Below are 17,676 nucleotides of genomic sequence, written 5' to 3'. Positions count from 1 at the left end.
TTGAAATACAACTTGTTTTAATAGATTGGTTGTATTTTGACGTTTCAGCAATCATGTTTGCGGCGCGCTGGCGGACAGTGCCGGTGAGACGGCCCGGGTCGACGTCTCGAGCCGGGCTGCAATCAGTCAAGACAGGTCATTCAGAGCTGAAGTCGACATCCACCCCGTAGATCCTCGCGATGTCCTGAAGCATGGCGCGGGCTGCGAGAATGCCTTGCGACGTTGCCCACACACCATCGTCGACCTTATGAGCCTTGCCCGACCTGACGACATCCAGATTGGCCCACAGGGGATCTGTCAGCGTTTCGCTTTCCAGGGCTGTGCCCTCACCGTTGCCGGTGTCATAGGTCAGGTAGAACATCCGGTCCGCTTCCATGTTCGGGATGCTTTCCTTGCCGACAGCCAGAGACAAACCGTCCTGCGCCTGAACCTCAGGCCGCTTGAAGCCGATGTCGTCCAGAACGACGCCGGAAAAGCTGTCGTGGCGATAAACGTAAAGCTGACCGGGCACAAAACGGACAACGGAAACCGTATCACCGGCATTCTCGCCAAGGGCAGAGCGCAACCGGTCGACATCGGCCTCATAGGCAGAAACAAGCGCTTCGCCTTCCGCTTCCATGCCAACCGACCGGGCATAGAGCTTCATGTTGTCCTTGAAATCCGTGGCGTTGACGACAAACACCGTGGGCGCGATGGCGGCGAGCTGTGGATAGATTTCCTCGTGCCGTTTCTTGCTGCCGAGGATCAGATCCGGTTCCAACATGGCGACCCGTTCCAGATTGACCGCAAGTTCCGTGCCCACAACTTCAACACCATCCATCCGGTCACCCAGATGCGGGTACCAGGGATCGCCATACCAGGATGAGGCGGCACCAACAGGCGTCTTGCCCAGCATGAGCAGCGCTTCGGTGCCTTCATTGGTGAGAACGACGATCCGCTGTGGATTGTCCGGAACCTCGGTGGTGCCCATCACATGAGTGATTTCGGCAGCGGACAGGGCGCTAGGCAGGACGCTGAGCAACACAGCGGCGCAGACGCAGAGAATGGATAGAAAACGCAAGGGGGATCTCCGGCATAACAGGTTATCTGGCTTGCCGAACCCCGACTGGCTTGAGAGGTTTTTTCTTGGAAAACGCGCTCTGTGTCAAATGAAGAAGATCAGCTGGACAAGAGCCGTGCCGGTGCCAGTTGCTCCACTGTAATGCCGGATGCAGCGAGATTGCCGGGCAGATCCGCACCCTGAACCACGGCGGCCAGGGCCTGGCCCATGGCCGGGGACGTCAGAACCCCGCAGCCGCCCTGGCCTGCGCTGACGAAATATCCCGGATGGTCGGCAAAGCCCCCACAGACCGGGTTTCGGTCAGGAGCAAAGGTGCGCAGGCCCGCCCAGCTTGCGGACGGACGGTGAACCGTCAGGTCGGTATCGATCTCGATGTGGTGGATCGCCTCGGCAAGGCGAAGATCGTCTGCATAAACGTCTCCCGGGTCAGCCGCATCGGCTTCCGCCGGAGATGCGGTAAACCCGTGCGGCTGCGGATGGACGTACCAGGAGTAATCGGTTGTCGTGACATGTGGCCAGGCACCGGCTTCCGACCGGTGAAGCGGAAATGTGAAGGCCGACCGGCGAAAAGCCTTGAGACCAAGCCCCGAGACGCCGGCAAGATCCGCAACCCTGTCTGCCCAGGCCCCCGCCGCATTGACCAGAACAGGGGCGGACACCGTCAGATCTCCGGCTGTCACCTGCCAAGTGCCCGCAATGCGCTGGATGGAAGTCACTTCCGATGTGCAGAGGAAGCGGGCACCGTTTGCAGACGCCGCCTTGCGGTAGGATTGCAGCAGCAGATCGACATCGATGTCCATCGCATCTGCCTCGAAAACACCTGAATGAACCTGCTCCGGCCGCAGCGCCGGAAACAGGGCCAACGCGTCTTGCCGGTCAACAATCCGGCAGTCCGACCCTGCCTCTTGAAGCCGGGCCATCAATCTGTCCAGAACCGGCCGATGCTCTTCCTGCCCGACGGTCAGGCAGCCGCGCGGCGCGACAAGTGCCGGCTCGCAAAAGCCGGGTGGCGGAGCCTGGAAGAAAGACCGGCTCGCTGCTGCCATCGACCGCATCAAGTCGGCAGAAATGCCGGCCGTGAATTGGCCGGCCGTGCGGGCTGAGGACTGCGTTGCCAGGGCAGACTCACGCTCCAGAAGTGTAACTTGCGCGAACTCGGACAGAAAGCAGGCCGCACTCAGCCCGGCCACGCCGCCGCCAATGATGATGACGTCTGGTGTCATAGTCTCAAGAAAGTCCTTGGGTGTTCGCGGTCAACGCCCTCACGCCGCCTTGCGGGACATGTCTTCGCCGCGATAGCTGAGCGCTTCGGCCAGATGAATACGGCCGACCTGATCCGCACCGTCCAGATCGGCCAGTGTGCGGGCGAGCTTGAGGACGCGGTGGTATCCGCGCGCGCTCAGGGCAAGACGTTCGGCGACATCGCGCAGAAAGGCGAGGCCCTTGTCGTCCGGCCGTGTCATGGTCTCGACGATTGCGGCGGGGGCCTGGGCATTGGTGCGGCAGGCAAGGCCGAGTTCGAGGAAGCGCTCTGCCTGAATGTTGCGCGCTTGGGCAACGCGCGCCGCCACGACGGCAGATGGTTCACTGGCGGCAGGACCGATCAGATCGGCCGCGGTAACGGCCGGAACTTCGATCCTGACGTCGATCCGGTCAAGCAGCGGACCGGACACACGGGCCTGATAGTCGGTGACACACCTCTCGCCCCGGCGGCACTGGTGGCCCGGTTCGCCCGCGTGGCCGCAACGGCAGGGGTTCATGGCCGCTACCAGCTGGATGCGGGCCGGATAAGTGACGCGGTGATTGGCGCGGGCGATTACCGCCTCGCCCGATTCCAGCGGCTGGCGCAGGCTGTCGAGAACCTGCGGATTGAACTCGGGCAATTCGTCGAGGAATAACACACCGTTATGGGCGAGCGAGACCTCGCCGGGCCGGGCCCGCATTCCACCGCCAACCAGAGCCGCCATGGAGGCGGAATGATGGGGCGCCCGGAAGGGCCGACGGTCGGTCAATTTGCCTTCGGCAAGTTCACCCGCAAGCGAGGCGATCATCGAGACTTCCAGAAGCTCGCGCGGGGTGAGGGCCGGCAGGATCGACGGCAGGCGCTGCGCCAGCATGGACTTGCCGCAGCCGGGAGGCCCGGTCATCAGAAGGTTGTGTCCGCCGGCAGCCGCGATTTCCAGCGCCCGCCGGGCGCTTTCCTGACCCTTGACCTCGGCAAGGTCCGGCAGTGCGCCGGCGTTGCCGCGCAGCCGGGCCACCGGGCGCGAAAGAACCTGCGTTCCCTTGAAATGATTGGCGAGCTGGATCAGCGAGTGGGGCGCAAGAATGTCCATGTCCGCATCGGCCCAGGCGGCTTCACCGCCGCTGGCTTCCGGGCAGATGAGCCCCTTGCCGATACCGTTGGCACCCATGGCGGCCGGCAGAACACCGGCAACAGGCGCAAGCGTGCCGTCGAGGCCGAGCTCGCCCAGAACGACATATTTTTCCAGAAATTCAGCCGGAATGGCGCCAATTGCGGCCATCACGCCCAGCGCGATCGGCAAATCGTAATGAGAGCCTTCCTTGGGCAGGTCGGCAGGGGCGAGATTGACTGTGACGCGCTTGGCAGGAAGGGCCAGACCAGAGGCGGCAAGCGCCGCGCGAACGCGCTCCCGGCTTTCGGCAACGGCCTTGTCGGGCAGTCCGACAATGGTGAAGGCAACCATACCCGGCCCGACATGCACCTGCACGTCTACCGGAACTGCCTCGATGCCCCGAAACGCGACCGTCGTGATCCGGCTGACCATTTTCACCTCTACTTACAGATGCAGGTCAACGAAGCATATGTCGTGAAAAGACGCAAGAACAAATATGGAACAGAGGAGGTCTGATCAGTCAGGAAACCAGTACGCGCAGCTTGCTGCCGCCGGCAAAAGGCGCAGTGCCACGGCACAGAACAGCCTCCAGATAAGCAGGCACTTCAAAGTCTTCGCTCGGTCGCAACGCGTTGGTTTCCAGCCAATCAGACACAAGCTGAAGCAGGCGGTCCGGATCTTTTTCGTAAAGGGCGCGGCAGAGCTCCATGTCGAGCTTTGCCCCGGCGGTGTTGGCGGCGGTAAGTATCATGGATCCAATCGCAATTTTTTATCAATCACAGCGTGCTGACAACATGCTTGCAATTTTCAGGAAATGCCAGCACATAGCGGTTATGCGGCTCATGCCCACCATAACCCGCTGTTATGGTCTGGCGACTTCGGTCTCTCTTCCGTCCGCGAAGCCTGCCAGGGCGCAGCACAAAAGCCCGGCTGCGAAGAAGAGCGCGGAGTGGCCGGCGACCGGAATGAGAAAGCCGCTCAGCACCGGCCCCACGCCCTGCCCAAGGGAAATGAGGAAAAACGTGAAGCCGAACCCGATGGACGGCGCCTGCCGGAAGAGCCGCATGCTCCACATGCCGAAAAGAGCCGTCATCACGATGAAACCAACACCGAAACAGGCAGCCGACAGGTAGATACCGAGCCTGGTTTCCACCAGCAGGGGCAGGGTGCCGATAGCGGTTCCGACCAGCAGCGCCAAACCGATAAAGGCGGTGCTCAGACCCCAGCGGTTGACCACCCCACCTGCGAAACAGCCGCTGACACCGGAAATGCCAAGGACGATCCAGAACAGGATCGCATCCCGCGGATTGCCGGTCAGCATGGTCAGAAGTTCGACCGCATAGGTCCAGTAGACCGCGGTGACGATGCCAAAGAGAAATGAGGCCACAAACAGTCTGCGCGCCGTCCGGTCCAGGAGAATCCAGAGAGAAACCTTCGTGCGGGTGTGTTCCGGATGCACGCTGCGCCTTGGCAAGGTGACCGCGTTCCAGACCGTGACACCCAGGGCAATCGCCGCAAAGACCAGCCACGCCAGGCGCCAGTCGCCACCGGCGAACAGAGCCAGCGGCCCGGCAAAGGCGACACCGAAGCCGGTGCCGGAGTTGATCCAGGCATAGACGCCGTTCTGCCGGCTGAGATCCGTGTGGCGAACGATGACGTCGGAAAACGGCGGATAGGAAAGACCGGGGCTCGTGCCGGCCACGAATACGCCCAGCGCCAGCACGAACGGTGTCTGTGCCAGGGCAATCGTGGCCATGCCCGTTGTTGCGGCAAGCCCCCCAAGCAGGATCGGCAGACGGGGCTCGAAGACGGTCGACAGCCAGGAGCCGAGGAAGGTCGCGGCGAGATATCCCAGATAGGACAGACCGGCGATCAGGCCGACGGTTTCCGGCGTCAAAGCAAATTCCTGGCGGATTTCCGGCAGGAACAGGCCGAAGCAGTAACGGGCCAGCCCGTAGGTGACAGCAACGATGGCCAGACCCGCGGCCGTAAGACCGCGGGTCTGCGCCAAGGTCATCTCAAACCCGGCGGGAGAGCTGGAAGTGAAGTGTTTGGTCATCCGTGAAGCTCTCACCGAAGATTTCGAAATGGCCACCCTCCTGCCGATACGAGCGATACTGATCACGCGTAAGTTTCAGGCAGAAGTTGGAAACATGCAAGTTTCTTCCATTGATTGCATGGGCGAATTCTTCGGCCAGAATGGCCACCTGCGCGCTTTGGCCATCTTCGAACACGACCGGCAGCAAAAAGAAGCGGTTCAATGTCGGCAGACTGCGGTCGACGGCCCGCTCGAAAGCGATCCGCGAAAACCGTTGCATCGCCGGATGCGCGTAGAAACCGGAGATCTTGTCCGTCTGTTCGATCGTGTAAAGCTGGCTTTCCGACAGCAGCAGATCTCCCGGCCGCGTGATGTTCCGCAGCCAGCCGTTGACCACACCCGGATCGTCATTGCCTTCCTGAAATCCGAGCATGGTCACCAGCGCAGGCGGGGCATCGCTGCCGATCATGTCTTCCAGACGGCAGGCCTCGAAGGGGGCCGTGACAAATTCGAGCGGTGTTTGCGGCAGGATCGCCGCAAGCGCCGAGCGCATCGGCGCGGCGGACATCGGGTTGATGTCGACTGCGATATAACGATCTATGATAACGCCCAATGCCTGCAGGGTCTTGAGAATGAACCCGGTCTTGACCGGCTCCGGCCCCAGCTCGACATACACCAGCCGCTTTCCCGCAAAAGCACTGGCGATCCGCCTGCAACTTTCTTCCAGTGCAGCCCGGAACGACCTGCCGTTCACGTGCATCCGGCCAAGCCTATCCGATGCGATGCCCGCTTCGTTGAGCTGACGCATGAGCTGAAACACTTCGTCCAGTGGTCCTGTTTCCGTCTCCGAACTGCCTTCGTTTGTATATTTCACCCGGTTGTCCTGGGTCAGGATCGTGTCGAGACTGAATTCGGTATGGCAGGCAATTGCCCTGTGAACCCTTTGCTGCAGCGAAAGGGGGCCAGTCATGTGGTGATCTGGCCCATGCTCCGGCTGGCCATAGGAAAGCGCTAAAGTCATGGCGGATACCTGTTTTGACAAAAGAGACTCTCGGATTACGGGATTTTTTACCGAGCCCTAAATTTATAATTGAAGCGCCCCATAATAGAACGTTATGCTTGCACGGCGCTGGATCGGCAGAACCCGTGTCGGTTGTCTTGCGTTAAAACGGAGGCAGAGACGTGACTATCGGCCGTTTTAATATCGAATTGCTGGAAGCCTTTGTTGCTGTCGCGGAAGCAGGCAACGTCACCCATGCGGGATCCCGGCTAAATCGCACGCAACCCTGCGTCAGCACACAGCTTCGGCGCCTGGAAGAACGGGTCGGCAAACCGCTGATCGAACGCAGTGCGCGCACCATGAATCTCACGCCAGCGGGCCGGATTCTCTATCAGCACGCCACCGAAATCCTGAGGTCGCACGAGGAAGCCAGGTTGCGCCTGTCTGCGCCTGAACTGACCGGCACGGTGCATGTTGGCCTGCCGGAATGGTATGCGACCGGCCAGCTGCAATCGATCTTCTGCAATTTTGTGCGCATTCACCCAAACGTGAAGCTTGAGATGACGGTGGCCGACAGCGCCACGCTGCACGAAATGCTGTCCAACAACGAAATCAATCTGGCGATTGCCCTTGTCTCGCAGACGAAGCAGAAACCGGTCGAGATTTTCGAGGAACCGCTGCACTGGGCTGTCGGCGACAATTGCGCGCTGACCGATCCGCTGCCGCTGATCATGTTTCCGGAACCCTGCCCTTTCCGGGAAATCTCCTTCGGTTCGCTCGCCCGTGCCGGCCGGCAATGGTACGAGCGCATCACCACCACCAGCGTCGCGGCCGCCCAGGTGGCGGTGCTGTCGGGAGCTGGCATTTGCTGCCTGCCGTCCGGCGCCATTCTGGAGGGCTTCAAGGTCCTCAGGGAACAAGATGGTTTTCCGAAGCTCCCGGCAACGCAGCTTTCGATTTACACCCAGTCCACGACGCAATCGCCCATCGTCGACTATCTGGAAGAACACCTCAACGACCTGTTGCAGAACGCCATCGCTCCGCGCTCGGCTCTGGCTGGCAAGATACAGCCCGATTTACGGGTAATCTGACAGCCGGACGGATCTGGCGGGCCTTTCGCAAGTTTCGCGATCGGAGAGATTTTCTCCGTTTTGGGAGCGGCCGGGCAGGCATGATCCCTTTGTCGACCGGAATGGCGATCCCGCAGCGTATGGGGCCATATCCTGGTGCATGATGCGAATCTGCCCGCATGGCAGGAGCTCATGCGGGCAGAAAATCAGTTCGATTTGGTCCAAGGCTTCAGAAGACTGTGTGCGCCACTGGCGCTTTTTCACAAAAGCCTCTGCCAAGGACCATTACAGGATCAACCTGCGGCTATTGCCTCAGGCGGCCCGAACATCTGCCAGGAACTGCTCAACTTGAAGTCTGAGCTGTTCTGACTTGCTGCTAAGTTCGCCGGCGGTACTTGTGACCTGCGTTGCCGCTGTTCCCGTTTCGCTGGCTGACTGCGACACGATCAGAATGTTTTCCGTCACTTCCTGAGTGCCGCGAGCAGCCTGTTCGACGTTGCGGGCAATTTCTCCGGTGGCCGAAGATTGCTGTTCAACGGCAGAGGCAATACTCGAAGCGATCGAATTCATCTCGCCGATCGTTTTTCCAATCTCCTGGATAGCCCTCACCGCCTCATCGGTCTCAAGCTGAACGCTGCCGATCTGCTGGCTGATTTCCTCTGTTGCCTTGGTGGTTTGGCTTGCGAGCTCCTTAACTTCCGTTGCGACAACCGCAAACCCCTTGCCGGCATCGCCGGCCCTGGCCGCTTCGATCGTCGCGTTGAGTGCCAGAAGGTTTGTTTGCTCGGCAATGGCAGAAATCAGATTGACCACATCGCCGATCTTCTGGGAGGCGGTCGCCAGACCCTGGATCTGGCGATCGGTCTGTTCAGCCTGCGACACAGCGCCTCCGGCTATCTGCGAAGACTGGGTTACCTGCCTGCTGATTTCCGCAATTGAACTCGTTAGTTCTTCTGTCGCGCTGGCAACTGTTTGAACGTTTGCCGCTGCCTGTTCCGCGGCGCTAGCAACCGATGTTGCTCTCTGGTTAGTGTCGTCGGCAATTCCGGAGACTGCATTCGCCGTGGTTTCCATTTCTTTCGAAGCAGAGGAAGTAGCGGCCAGCAGTTCACTCGCATTCTCATCGAAACTTTGCGTCAACACCGCAATGCGCTGTGCCCGTTCTTCCCGACGCCTTGTCTCTTCGGCAGCCCCTAGAGTCAGCTCATCGGTCTTGATCATATTGTCCTTGAAGACTTGTACGGCCACGGCCATATCGCCGACTTCGTCAGTCCTTTCCTGATACGGGATCTCGGCCGACGTATCATGCCCAGCGAGCTGCTTCATGGAGTTGGTTATGTTGACGATCGGCTTTGCGATACCGCGTGCGGCAAGAATCATGACAAACGTTGCCGCCACGCCGACGACGATGCCGAGAATGACCATCCACATGGTAGCAGACTGGGAGCGCTCAGTGAGCTTGGTCTCCAAATGATTGACATCTGCAAGCGCCACTGCCCTGGGCACAGAGATCACAACCGTCCACGGTGTGTTATCTTCACTAAGAACGATAGGCGCAAAGATGTCGATCGCCTCGAACTTGCCGTCGTCGATGACAGTTGGCTCACCCGCGACCATTGAACCCATGCGCTCCGACCAGCTTGTTCCGGCTTCGGCGACCTTTTTGCCAATGAGATCGGCATCTTCACTGTATGCAACGACCAGTCCGTTGTCGCTGATGATGCTCACGCTTCCCTTGCCGTCAAACAGGCCGGCATCGACGTCCGCAGCTAGATTTTGCACGAAGTTCAGATTGAAGTTGGCGCCGGTAATGCCCTGGAACTTGCCGTCGATCATTACGGGAACGGCAAAAGTAGCAAGTGAAACCAACTTTCCCTGATCGAGATAGGTCAGCGGGCCGATCACGCGTTCTTTGCCGGTTGACCGCGGATCAAGATACCACGCCCCCTTCTGCAAACCGTATGAAGCCATTGACGTTTCTTCGTACTCCACAAGGGCCTGCACCACTGCTTTGCCAGATGCGTCTTTCGTCCAGTAGGGAAGGAAACGACCCGTGTTATCGGAGCCGACATCGGCGCGGTCCTGATAAGCCGCGTCATTGCCATCCAGAGCGTTGGGCTCCCACGCCGAGTAGGTGCCATTGATCGTGCTGTTTTGCTCGACGGTTTGGCGGAGGATACCATTGAATTTTTCGCGCCGGATCTCGGGAGGCAAGCCCTCGGTTTCCGACGCCAGTTCCGAAAACGTCGTCGCCATGTTGCGTGCGGTCTGGATCCCAACGCTCAGCCTTGACTTGATGACACCCGCCTGGAGGCCGGCTTCATTCAATAGGCGCTCTTTGATTTGTCCGTCGATAATGTCCGTGGCCGTTTCCGCGATGTATTCGTTCGTATCACGAGAGAAGAACAGTGATGTTACCACCAATGCAATAACAGTAAGGGCAACGCAAATGATCGAAAATATTGCTATCTTCGACTGAATGCCACCGAGACGAATGAAGCCACGCCTTTTCATTTACAAACCTTTCGAGCATTTACCGGACGCATTGGCATTTCTGTCAACGTCATTTCAAGAAAACTGCGAATATTAGTACTTTATCGCACCAGCAAAAAACCCAATGAAACCTTCAGTTGTATTTTGCTGTACTGCGTACTATTGTTGCAGTCTTAGGTAAATGCTTTCATGGCCAGATTAAAAATGCGCTAACGACGCTACTGATAACACCGGCATCTTACCCTCACCTATCGTCGGCTGGCCCGCCGCTGTGTCGGCGCCGGACCCGCCGGAAATGGCGCGAGCGCCTCACCATCAGCGTCACGACCGCCCAGGTGGCGGTGCTTTTGCCACGCCTCGCCGCCGCCAATTCAGCGGCAGTTTCCGTGCATTTGAAGATGCGACAAATTGTATGCGGTCTGAGATAAGTTCCACCGGACCAGACGATCGGCTTTTACTTCAAGCCCTTGCCTTTTCTTGATTTTCAAACGCCGATCTTATTTGCTCTTTGTCCGTTTCGCTGCCGCGGTGACATCTGGTTACAATTTCGGCGCCTCACAGCCCTCAGTTGCCTTTGACGTCCTCGACACTTCGGCTTACGCCTTTTGAAGCCGGTAGAGGAGGGTCCGGCGATCTTTAAATCCGGTCTGAAACGGGCAGCAGTACCATGTCTTTCAAACGTATCGTTTTCTGGGCACATCTCGTCGTCGGTGTCGCCTTCGGTCTGATTATCCTCCTGATGTCGGCAACCGGCGTGTTGCTGACTTACGAGCGCCAAATCATCTCCTTCATGGAAAGCCGCGCCGTTGAACAGCCCGCCGACGGGAAGTTGATGACGGCCGACCAACTGGCAAGCGCGGCGCTGGCAAATGGCGCCCAACCCGGCAATGCGCTGGTCTTGCCCAGGCAGGAAGGCGCGCCAGTGACGCTTTCGGTCAGCCGCCGGGAAAATTACCTTCTCAATCCCTACACCGGTGAGCGAATCGACAAGGCTGCCGAAGGCACGAAGTCCTTTTTCGGTACGGTGACCGCGCTCCACCGCTGGTTTGCCCTTTCCGGTGACAACCGGACTATCGGCCGCGCCGTGACAGGCGCCGCCAATCTCGGCTTCCTGTTCATTCTCGTTTCGGGATTTTATCTCTGGTGGCCGAGGAAATGGACCTGGCGGATTGTCAAACTGAACGTCCTTTTCCGCAGAAACCTGCCAACCTCAAAGGCACGTGATTACAACTGGCACCATGTTTTCGGCATCTGGGCGCTGATCCCGCTGTTTGCGGTCGTGGTCTCCGGCGTCGTCATTTCCTATCCCTGGGCCAGCGATATGGTGGCCGCGGTCTTCGGGCCGGTATCGTCCGTGCGAACAGGACAGGCCGCCAGCGAAAGCCCACAGGGGCAGAACCGGGCACAGGGCCAGGCTGTCAGCCTGCAGGCCATTGCAGACGAGCTGAAACAGGCCGAACCGGACTGGCAGACCCTTTCGATCAAATTGCCGAACGGACAGGCTGCGCGTGTGATGGTGACGCTGGATACCGGCAACGGCACCCAGCTTTCTCGTCAGACGACCTACACGGTCTCAAGGGTTTCGGGAGACGTGCTGAGCGTCAGCGGAGCAGATGACCAGCCCGCAGGCCGGCGTGCTCGAGTATTTCTGAGGTTCCTGCACACCGGCGAGGTCTACGGCCTTGTCGGCCAGACACTCGCAGGGCTTGCCTCGCTGGCGTCGGTGTTTCTTTTCTACACGGGCTTCGCACTCGCCTACCGTCGGCTGATCCAGCCGCTGTTCCGGCGCCGTGCCCAGCAGGCCTGAGGCCCGCTCACGGTAGAGGTCGAGGCGCGGAAGCGCAGGAAATCGCGTCTATCGGCACCGCTTTTTGCTACCTGAAATCACAGATTTCAACGCAAAAAGCGATGCAGGATTTACCCGGTTAAACGCGACACGCTCTAGTGTGCCTCGTCCCAATTGTCGGCGGCGCGGGCGTCGACCTGAAGCGGCACGGAGAGTTTCAGCGCCGGATCGCAGGCGTTTTCCATCACGTCCCTGATCACCGGAATGGTGATGTCCACCTGGGCATCCGGTACTTCGAAGATCAGTTCGTCATGCACCTGCAACAGCATCTGTGCATCCAGCTTCGAACCGTCCAACCGGTTTTCCATGCGTACCATCGCCCGGCGCAGGATATCTGCGGCTGAGCCCTGGATCGGCGCGTTGATGGCAGCGCGTTCATAGAAGGCGCGCATGTTCGGGTTCTTGGTGTTCACTTCCGGGTAGTGGGCCTTGCGGCCGAAGATCGTGGTCACGTATCCGTCCGCATGAACCTGCTTCTTGATCGCTTCCATATAGTCCTTGATACCCGGGAAACGCTCGAAATAGGTCTTGATATAGTCACTCGCCTCACCCCGGGAAATGCCGAGCTGATTGGCAAGGCCAAACGCGGAAATGCCGTAGATGATGCCGAAGTTGATCGCCTTGGCCCGGCGGCGGACCATCGGATCCATGCCTTCGATCGGCGTGCCGAACATTTCGCTCGCCGTCATGGCGTGAATGTCCAGCCCGTCGTCGAACGCCTTTTTCAATTGCGGAATGTCGGCCATATGCGCCAGGACGCGGAGCTCGATCTGGCTGTAGTCGGCCGAGATCAGCTTGTGACCCTTTTCGGCAACGAAGGCCTTGCGGATCTTGCGACCTTCCTCGGTCCGGACCGGGATGTTCTGCAGGTTCGGCTCTGACGAGGACAGCCGCCCCGTGGTGGTGGCCGCCAGCGCGTAGGACGTGTGCACGCGGCCCGTTTCCGGATTGATGTAACCGGGCAGAGCGTCGGTGTAGGTTGACTTCAGCTTGGAGAGCTGGCGCCAGGAGACGATCCGCGACGGCAGTTCGTGCCCTTCCGCGGCCAGATCTTCCAGAACCTGCGCCGAGGTCGACCAGGCGCCGGTCTTTGTCTTCTTGCCGCCGGGAAGGCCCATCTTGCCGAACAGGATATCGCCGAGCTGCTTGGGCGAGCCGATATTGAAGTTTTCACCGGCAAGTTCGTAAATCTCGGATTCCTTGCCTGCCATGCCCTGCGCGAATTCGCCCGACAGGCGCGACAGCATCTGCCGGTCGACGGAGATACCGCGCTTTTCCATACGCGCCAGCACCGGCACCATCGGCCGTTCCAGCGTCTCGTAGGCGGTTGCCATGTGTTCGGACGCGAGGCGCGGCTTCAGGATGAGCCAGAGGCGCAGTGTGACATCGGCATCTTCCGCCGCATAGGCGGTCGCCTTGTCGATGGCCACCTTGTCGAAGGTGATCATCGACTTGCCGGACCCGCAAACTTCCTTGAACGGGATCGGCTTGTGGTCGAGCCAGCGCTCTGACAATTCGTCCATGCCGTTGCCGCCCTTGCCGGCATCGACCGTGTAGGACAGCAGCATCGTGTCATCGAAAGGTGTGATGTCGATGCCGTAGCGGGTCATCACCAGCCAGTCGTACTTGAGGTTCTGCGCGATCTTCAGGACCGAGCGGTCCTCCAGCATCGGCTTCAGAACGTCCAATGCGTCCTTCAGAGGAATCTGACCTTCAACAAGGCCGCCGCCGCCCAGCAGGTCGCCCTCGCCGTCCACATGGCCAAGCGGCACATAACACGCCTTGCCGGGCTCGGTGGACAGCGACACGCCGACAAGTTCCGCCTGCATGGCATCCAGCGAGGTGGTTTCCGTATCGAAGGCGACATAGCCCTTTTCAAAGGCCGCGTCGCACCATTCCTTCAGCCGGTCGACGCTGGTGACGGTTTCATAGGCGCTGCTGTCGACCGGGATCGCCCGGATCGACTGGGCGCGCGCATCGGCGACCGTCTGCGGCACCAGCAGGCCGGCATTGTCAGGATCCGCGTCGCCCGGGCTTTTTGCAGCTTCCGAACCGGCGCTGTCGCTGCCAGCCGGCCGCTCCATCATACGGCCCTTGTGGTCCGGAACATCCCAGCCCGGAACCTTCAGGTCCGCCGCCTCGACCGTCTCCTGATCGGCGCCGGTCACGTCGGCAACGCGCCGGGTGAGGGTGGTGAACCCCATGGCCTTCAGGAAGCCGAGGGCTTTGGATCCGTCGATTTCGGTAACGGACAATTCGCCAACGGGCACTTCGACCGGAACATCCTGCTTGAGGGTCACAAGCTGCTTGGAGACACGGGCCTGATCGGCAAATTCGATCAGGTTTTCCCGGCGCTTGTTCTGCTTGATCGTGTCGGCCTTGGCGAGCAGCGATTCCAGATCGCCGAATTCGTTGATCAAAAGAGCCGCGGTCTTCAGGCCGATGCCCGGAACGCCCGGCACGTTGTCGACGCTGTCGCCTGCCAGCGACTGCACCTCGATCACCTTGTCGGGTCCGACGCCGAATTTCTCGAACACCTCGGCTTCGCCGAAGGTCTTGTTCTTCATGGTATCGATCATACCGACCTTCGGACCGATCAGCTGCATCAGGTCCTTGTCGCCCGAAACGATGGTGACGCGCGCGCCCTGTTCGGCAGCTTCCCGCGCATAGGTCGCGATCAGGTCGTCGGCCTCGAAGCCTTCCTGCTCGATGCAGTGCACCGAAAAGGCGCGTGTCGCTTCGCGGATCAGGCCGAATTGCGGCACCAGATCTTCCGGCGGCTCGGGCCGTTGGGCCTTGTACTCCGGGTAGATCTCGTTCCGGAACGTCTTTGCGGAATGGTCGAAGATCACCGCGAAATGGGTGGGCTCGTCGCCTTCTTCCGGTGTCAGCCCTTCCTGCAACAGCTTCCACAGCATGTTGCAGAAGCCAGAAACCGCCCCGACCGGCAGCCCGTCCGGCTTGCGCGTCAGCGGTGGTAGCGCGTGATAGGCGCGAAAAATGAACGTGGACCCGTCGACCAGGATGAGATGGTCATCGGCGGTGAGGGCGGAGGGGGTGCTTTGCGTCGACATGGCGCGGATCATGCCCGCAGGCCGTTCTGGAGAAAAGTCCTAAAGTTAAAATTTCCAAGCTCGCCGATCACTCAGCTGCCTGTGCCTGACGTTTCCGGCTGAAAGTTCCACTGAGATAGGCCCAGGCAGGCCTGCGGAACAGGAACCAGCCGGTGTTCGTGCGGCGGATCAGCCAGAACAGGATCATCGGGGTGACCGAGGCCACCATCGTCACGAGCAAAGATGTGGTGCCGATATCGAAAATGCCCAGCTTCAGCAGAATCACCCGCATCATGGCCATCGGGAAGAAGAAGGCGAGATAGATAACGATCGAGTTTTCGCCGAAATGCTGCAGGAACCCGAGCTGGCCCCATTTCACGATCAATGCGCTGGTGAGAATAATTGCGCCCGCGCCTGCGACACCCAGGACGAGGGCAATGCCGGGCAGATGCGACCAGCCGAAATAGACCAGACTGCCGTTCACAAGGCCCCAGACCAGCAGGTACCCAAGACTGACGCCGATTTTCTCCCTTGCCCAGCCTGCCAGGCTGAAAATCTGCGGCGCGAAGACAAAGCCTGCGTAGAAGAAGACGAAGCGGGACGCGAATTCATCCACCAGCAGCCAGCCGGTGTGGATGGGCGCGATCTGCAGAAGCGCGCCGACAGCCAGAACCAGTTGCCAGGGCACGCCCTTGTCATGAGCGGCTTTCGACACGACGAAGAAGATCGGCAGCATGTAGATGAACCACAGGGTGCCGAAAGGTTCGATGAAGCTCAGGAGATAAAGTTCAACCGTGGCGCGGACGCTGGTTTCCTCGATGAAGACGGGCGCCTTGACCAGCAGCTGGATGGTCATCCACAGCACATAGAAATAGGCAAAGTGAACGACCTTGCGGTCGATATAGAGCTTCCAGTCCCGCGTGATGACATTCGACAGGAACAGACCGGAAATCAGAAAGAAATCCGGCATGCGGAAGGGGGCGGCAAAGGCGACGATCACGTGCATCCAGCCTGTCTGACCGGCGGCGGCTTCCACGCCGAGCACCGAATGCATCATCACGACGAAGATGATGCAGATGCCCTTGGCGGTATCCACCCAATCTACGCGCCTGTCGCTCATTCTGCCGCTGTCTGCTCCGCTTCGGTCGGGTTTCGGGATCGAATGGAGCCAGACTTAACCGCAACTTGTAAATATTACGCACACACCAGCGGTCACGTTTTAGTGAGCGCTTTTTGGAAATCAGGGCTTCGCGCTGTCCGAACCGTCTTGCCAGGGGCTGAGCTTCGGCTGTCCGGAGCTACCTTGGGAGCCGCTATTTTTTTCGCTCCAGTCGGCTTCGTCGAGATCGACGACGCCGTCATCAGGACGGCGCATGCCAGTGCCGCCATCGACGATGACCACGTTCGAGCGGGCGATAATGAACCGCGCCAGTGCTTCGCGCACCGGCGGAATGAACAGCAGCAGACCGATGGCGTCCGTCACAAAGCCCGGTATCAGCAGAAGAATGCTGGCCAGAACAATCATCGCACCCTGCATCACCTCGTTTCCGGGTGTGCGGCCTGCGTCCAGCTCCGTCTGCATGCGCATCAGCAGCGACAGACCCTGCTGGCGCAGCATCAGTGTGCCGGCCAGGGCGGTAACCACCGTCAGCAGGATTGTCGGAAATACGCCGATCATTCCCCCCACCCAGATGAACATCGCAATTTCGATCAGGGGCAAAAGAAGGATTGCGGCAATAATATAAAGTCCCACGGGAGCTCCATCGTCTGATAAGCTATTCTGACCTAAGGTAGACATTCACTCGCGAAAATGCGAGCAGGCAGTCACGAAATGCTTATGAATGCAAAGATTCAGTCTTGCTCTTGGGTCTGGATGCTGGTTCAAGAACCCCTAAATAGGAAGCAGACAGACCTTGCGTACGAGGCTGCATTCATCTGGCAGTTAGAGCGGGCGGCTCTAAGGCCTCAAAAAGGGTAACCGGAAGTTACGATGAACGAGATTTTTGACCCGTTGAACCTCCTCCTCATGGGACTTGCGGTTTTCATTCTGTTCAGACTGCGATCCGTGCTGGGCAAACGCACCGGCAACGAACGCCCGCCCTTTGACCCCTATTCCAAAACCGACAAGCCGCGTGAACAGAAAAACCGCAACGATCAGGACAATGTCATCCCGCTGCCGAACCAGCCTCCGCAGGAGCCCGAGACAGTGGAAGACACCGGCCGTGGCGGCGATATCGTGATCGACAAGGTTGCTCCGGCTGGCTCCGCCTTGAACGGTGCCCTGAAGCAAATCCTGTCCGTCGACCGCAGCTTCGAACCGGAACCTTTCCTGGAAGGTGCCCGCGCCGCCTACGAAATGATCGTCATGGCCTTTGCGGATGGCGACAAGAAGGCCCTGAAAAACCTTCTGTCCAGTGACGTCTATGAAGGCTTTGTTGCCGCCATCGACGAACGCGAGAAACGCGGTGAAACCATCGAATCGACGTTTGTCGGTATCGACAAGGCCGAAATCGTTGAAGCCGCGCTGAAGAACTCGACCGCCCAGGTGACCGTGAAAATCCACAGCCAGCTTATTTCCGCCACGCGGGACAAGAACGGCGAAGTGGTCGACGGCGACCCGGCCAAGGTGAGCGAAGTGATCGACATCTGGACCTTTGCCCGGGACACCATGTCCCGCGATCCGAACTGGAAGCTGGTCGCGACCGAATCCGCAGAGTAATCACGATGCAGGGCAAGCGGAACACGCGGCCCTGGCCGGG

The 17,676-nt window shown here is 59.5% G+C and carries 13 protein-coding genes; 3 read left to right on the top strand and 10 right to left on the bottom strand.

Annotation, left to right across the window (positions count from 1 at the left end):
- Positions 1-136 precede the first annotated feature (136 nt).
- The 6 genes from AC2A6O_RS11040 to AC2A6O_RS11015 all read right to left on the bottom strand — a co-directional run bounded on the left by AC2A6O_RS11040 (position 137) and on the right by AC2A6O_RS11015 (position 6,476).
- On the bottom strand, positions 137-1,060 hold the full coding sequence (locus tag AC2A6O_RS11040; protein WP_498926957.1) for an ABC transporter substrate-binding protein: 924 nt from the start codon (positions 1,058-1,060) through the stop codon (positions 137-139).
- 98 nt (positions 1,061-1,158) lie between these two features.
- Positions 1,159-2,283: an NAD(P)/FAD-dependent oxidoreductase gene (locus tag AC2A6O_RS11035; RefSeq protein WP_498926955.1), complete on the bottom strand. Its 1,125-nt coding sequence runs from the start codon at positions 2,281-2,283 to the stop codon at positions 1,159-1,161.
- A 39-nt stretch (positions 2,284-2,322) separates the two neighbouring features.
- Positions 2,323-3,849, bottom strand: a complete 1,527-nt coding sequence (locus AC2A6O_RS11030; RefSeq protein WP_498926953.1) for a YifB family Mg chelatase-like AAA ATPase — start codon at positions 3,847-3,849, stop codon at positions 2,323-2,325.
- Positions 3,850-3,937: 88 nt separating this feature from the next.
- Positions 3,938-4,168 (bottom strand): hypothetical protein, encoded by a 231-nt coding sequence (locus AC2A6O_RS11025; protein ID WP_148583257.1) that lies wholly within the window; start codon positions 4,166-4,168, stop codon positions 3,938-3,940.
- 111 nt (positions 4,169-4,279) lie between these two features.
- Positions 4,280-5,476 (bottom strand): YbfB/YjiJ family MFS transporter, encoded by a 1,197-nt coding sequence (locus AC2A6O_RS11020; RefSeq protein WP_498926951.1) that lies wholly within the window; start codon positions 5,474-5,476, stop codon positions 4,280-4,282.
- On the bottom strand, positions 5,436-6,476 hold the full coding sequence (locus AC2A6O_RS11015) for a hypothetical protein (RefSeq protein WP_498926949.1): 1,041 nt from the start codon (positions 6,474-6,476) through the stop codon (positions 5,436-5,438). Before AC2A6O_RS11015 ends, AC2A6O_RS11020 begins: the two co-directional genes overlap by 41 nt.
- Positions 6,477-6,637: 161 nt before the next feature.
- Here AC2A6O_RS11015 and AC2A6O_RS11010 point away from each other — a divergent pair, with 161 nt between their 5' ends.
- Positions 6,638-7,546 (top strand): LysR family transcriptional regulator, encoded by a 909-nt coding sequence (locus tag AC2A6O_RS11010; protein WP_148583260.1) that lies wholly within the window; start codon positions 6,638-6,640, stop codon positions 7,544-7,546.
- Positions 7,547-7,837: 291 nt separating this feature from the next.
- Here AC2A6O_RS11010 and AC2A6O_RS11005 read toward each other — a convergent pair whose 3' ends face one another.
- On the bottom strand, positions 7,838-10,039 hold the full coding sequence (locus tag AC2A6O_RS11005; RefSeq protein ID WP_498926946.1) for a methyl-accepting chemotaxis protein: 2,202 nt from the start codon (positions 10,037-10,039) through the stop codon (positions 7,838-7,840).
- A gap of 646 nt (positions 10,040-10,685) precedes the next feature.
- Between AC2A6O_RS11005 and AC2A6O_RS11000 the strand changes: the two genes are divergently transcribed.
- Positions 10,686-11,825 carry a PepSY-associated TM helix domain-containing protein gene (locus tag AC2A6O_RS11000; RefSeq protein WP_498926944.1) on the top strand — a complete coding sequence of 380 codons (1,140 nt, stop codon included), beginning with the start codon at positions 10,686-10,688 and terminating at the stop codon, positions 11,823-11,825.
- A 134-nt stretch (positions 11,826-11,959) separates the two neighbouring features.
- On the opposite strand, the gene polA is transcribed toward AC2A6O_RS11000, so the two are convergent.
- From polA to AC2A6O_RS10985, 3 genes are all read right to left on the bottom strand, one after another.
- Positions 11,960-14,950 carry a DNA polymerase I gene (gene polA / locus AC2A6O_RS10995; protein ID WP_498926942.1) on the bottom strand — a complete coding sequence of 997 codons (2,991 nt, stop codon included), beginning with the start codon at positions 14,948-14,950 and terminating at the stop codon, positions 11,960-11,962.
- Between the two features lie 55 nt (positions 14,951-15,005).
- Positions 15,006-16,037: an acyltransferase family protein gene (locus tag AC2A6O_RS10990; RefSeq protein ID WP_498926940.1), complete on the bottom strand. Its 1,032-nt coding sequence runs from the start codon at positions 16,035-16,037 to the stop codon at positions 15,006-15,008.
- 120 nt (positions 16,038-16,157) lie between these two features.
- On the bottom strand, positions 16,158-16,670 hold the full coding sequence (locus AC2A6O_RS10985) for an FxsA family protein (protein WP_148583265.1): 513 nt from the start codon (positions 16,668-16,670) through the stop codon (positions 16,158-16,160).
- 237 nt (positions 16,671-16,907) lie between these two features.
- On the opposite strand from AC2A6O_RS10985, the gene AC2A6O_RS10980 reads away from it, so the two are divergent.
- Complete coding sequence (locus AC2A6O_RS10980) at positions 16,908-17,636, top strand: Tim44/TimA family putative adaptor protein (RefSeq protein ID WP_498926938.1); 729 nt, start codon at positions 16,908-16,910, stop codon at positions 17,634-17,636.
- The last annotated feature ends 40 nt before the right edge of the window (positions 17,637-17,676 follow it).

It is taken from the genome of Labrenzia sp. ATLA3 (assembly GCF_057180185.1).
The sequence above is the reverse complement of the archived record's forward strand: the minus strand, read 5'-3'. Positions and strand labels throughout refer to the sequence as shown.

Bases quoted from the DNA above. Each gene is read 5' to 3' on its own strand.
- AC2A6O_RS11035 (WP_498926955.1), bottom strand. From the start codon at position 2,283: ATGACACCAGACGTCATCATCATTGGCGGCGGCGTGGCCGGGCTGAGT.
- AC2A6O_RS11030 (WP_498926953.1), bottom strand. From the start codon at position 3,849: ATGGTCAGCCGGATCACGACGGTCGCGTTTCGGGGCATCGAGGCAGTT.
- AC2A6O_RS11025 (WP_148583257.1), bottom strand. From the start codon at position 4,168: ATGATACTTACCGCCGCCAACACCGCCGGGGCAAAGCTCGACATGGAG.
- AC2A6O_RS11020 (WP_498926951.1), bottom strand. From the start codon at position 5,476: ATGACCAAACACTTCACTTCCAGCTCTCCCGCCGGGTTTGAGATGACC.
- AC2A6O_RS11015 (WP_498926949.1), bottom strand. From the start codon at position 6,476: ATGACTTTAGCGCTTTCCTATGGCCAGCCGGAGCATGGGCCAGATCAC.
- AC2A6O_RS11005 (WP_498926946.1), bottom strand. From the start codon at position 10,039: ATGAAAAGGCGTGGCTTCATTCGTCTCGGTGGCATTCAGTCGAAGATA.
- AC2A6O_RS11000 (WP_498926944.1), top strand. From the start codon at position 10,686: ATGTCTTTCAAACGTATCGTTTTCTGGGCACATCTCGTCGTCGGTGTC.
- polA (WP_498926942.1), bottom strand. From the start codon at position 14,950: ATGATCCGCGCCATGTCGACGCAAAGCACCCCCTCCGCCCTCACCGCC.
- AC2A6O_RS10990 (WP_498926940.1), bottom strand. From the start codon at position 16,037: ATGAGCGACAGGCGCGTAGATTGGGTGGATACCGCCAAGGGCATCTGC.
- AC2A6O_RS10980 (WP_498926938.1), top strand. From the start codon at position 16,908: ATGAACGAGATTTTTGACCCGTTGAACCTCCTCCTCATGGGACTTGCG.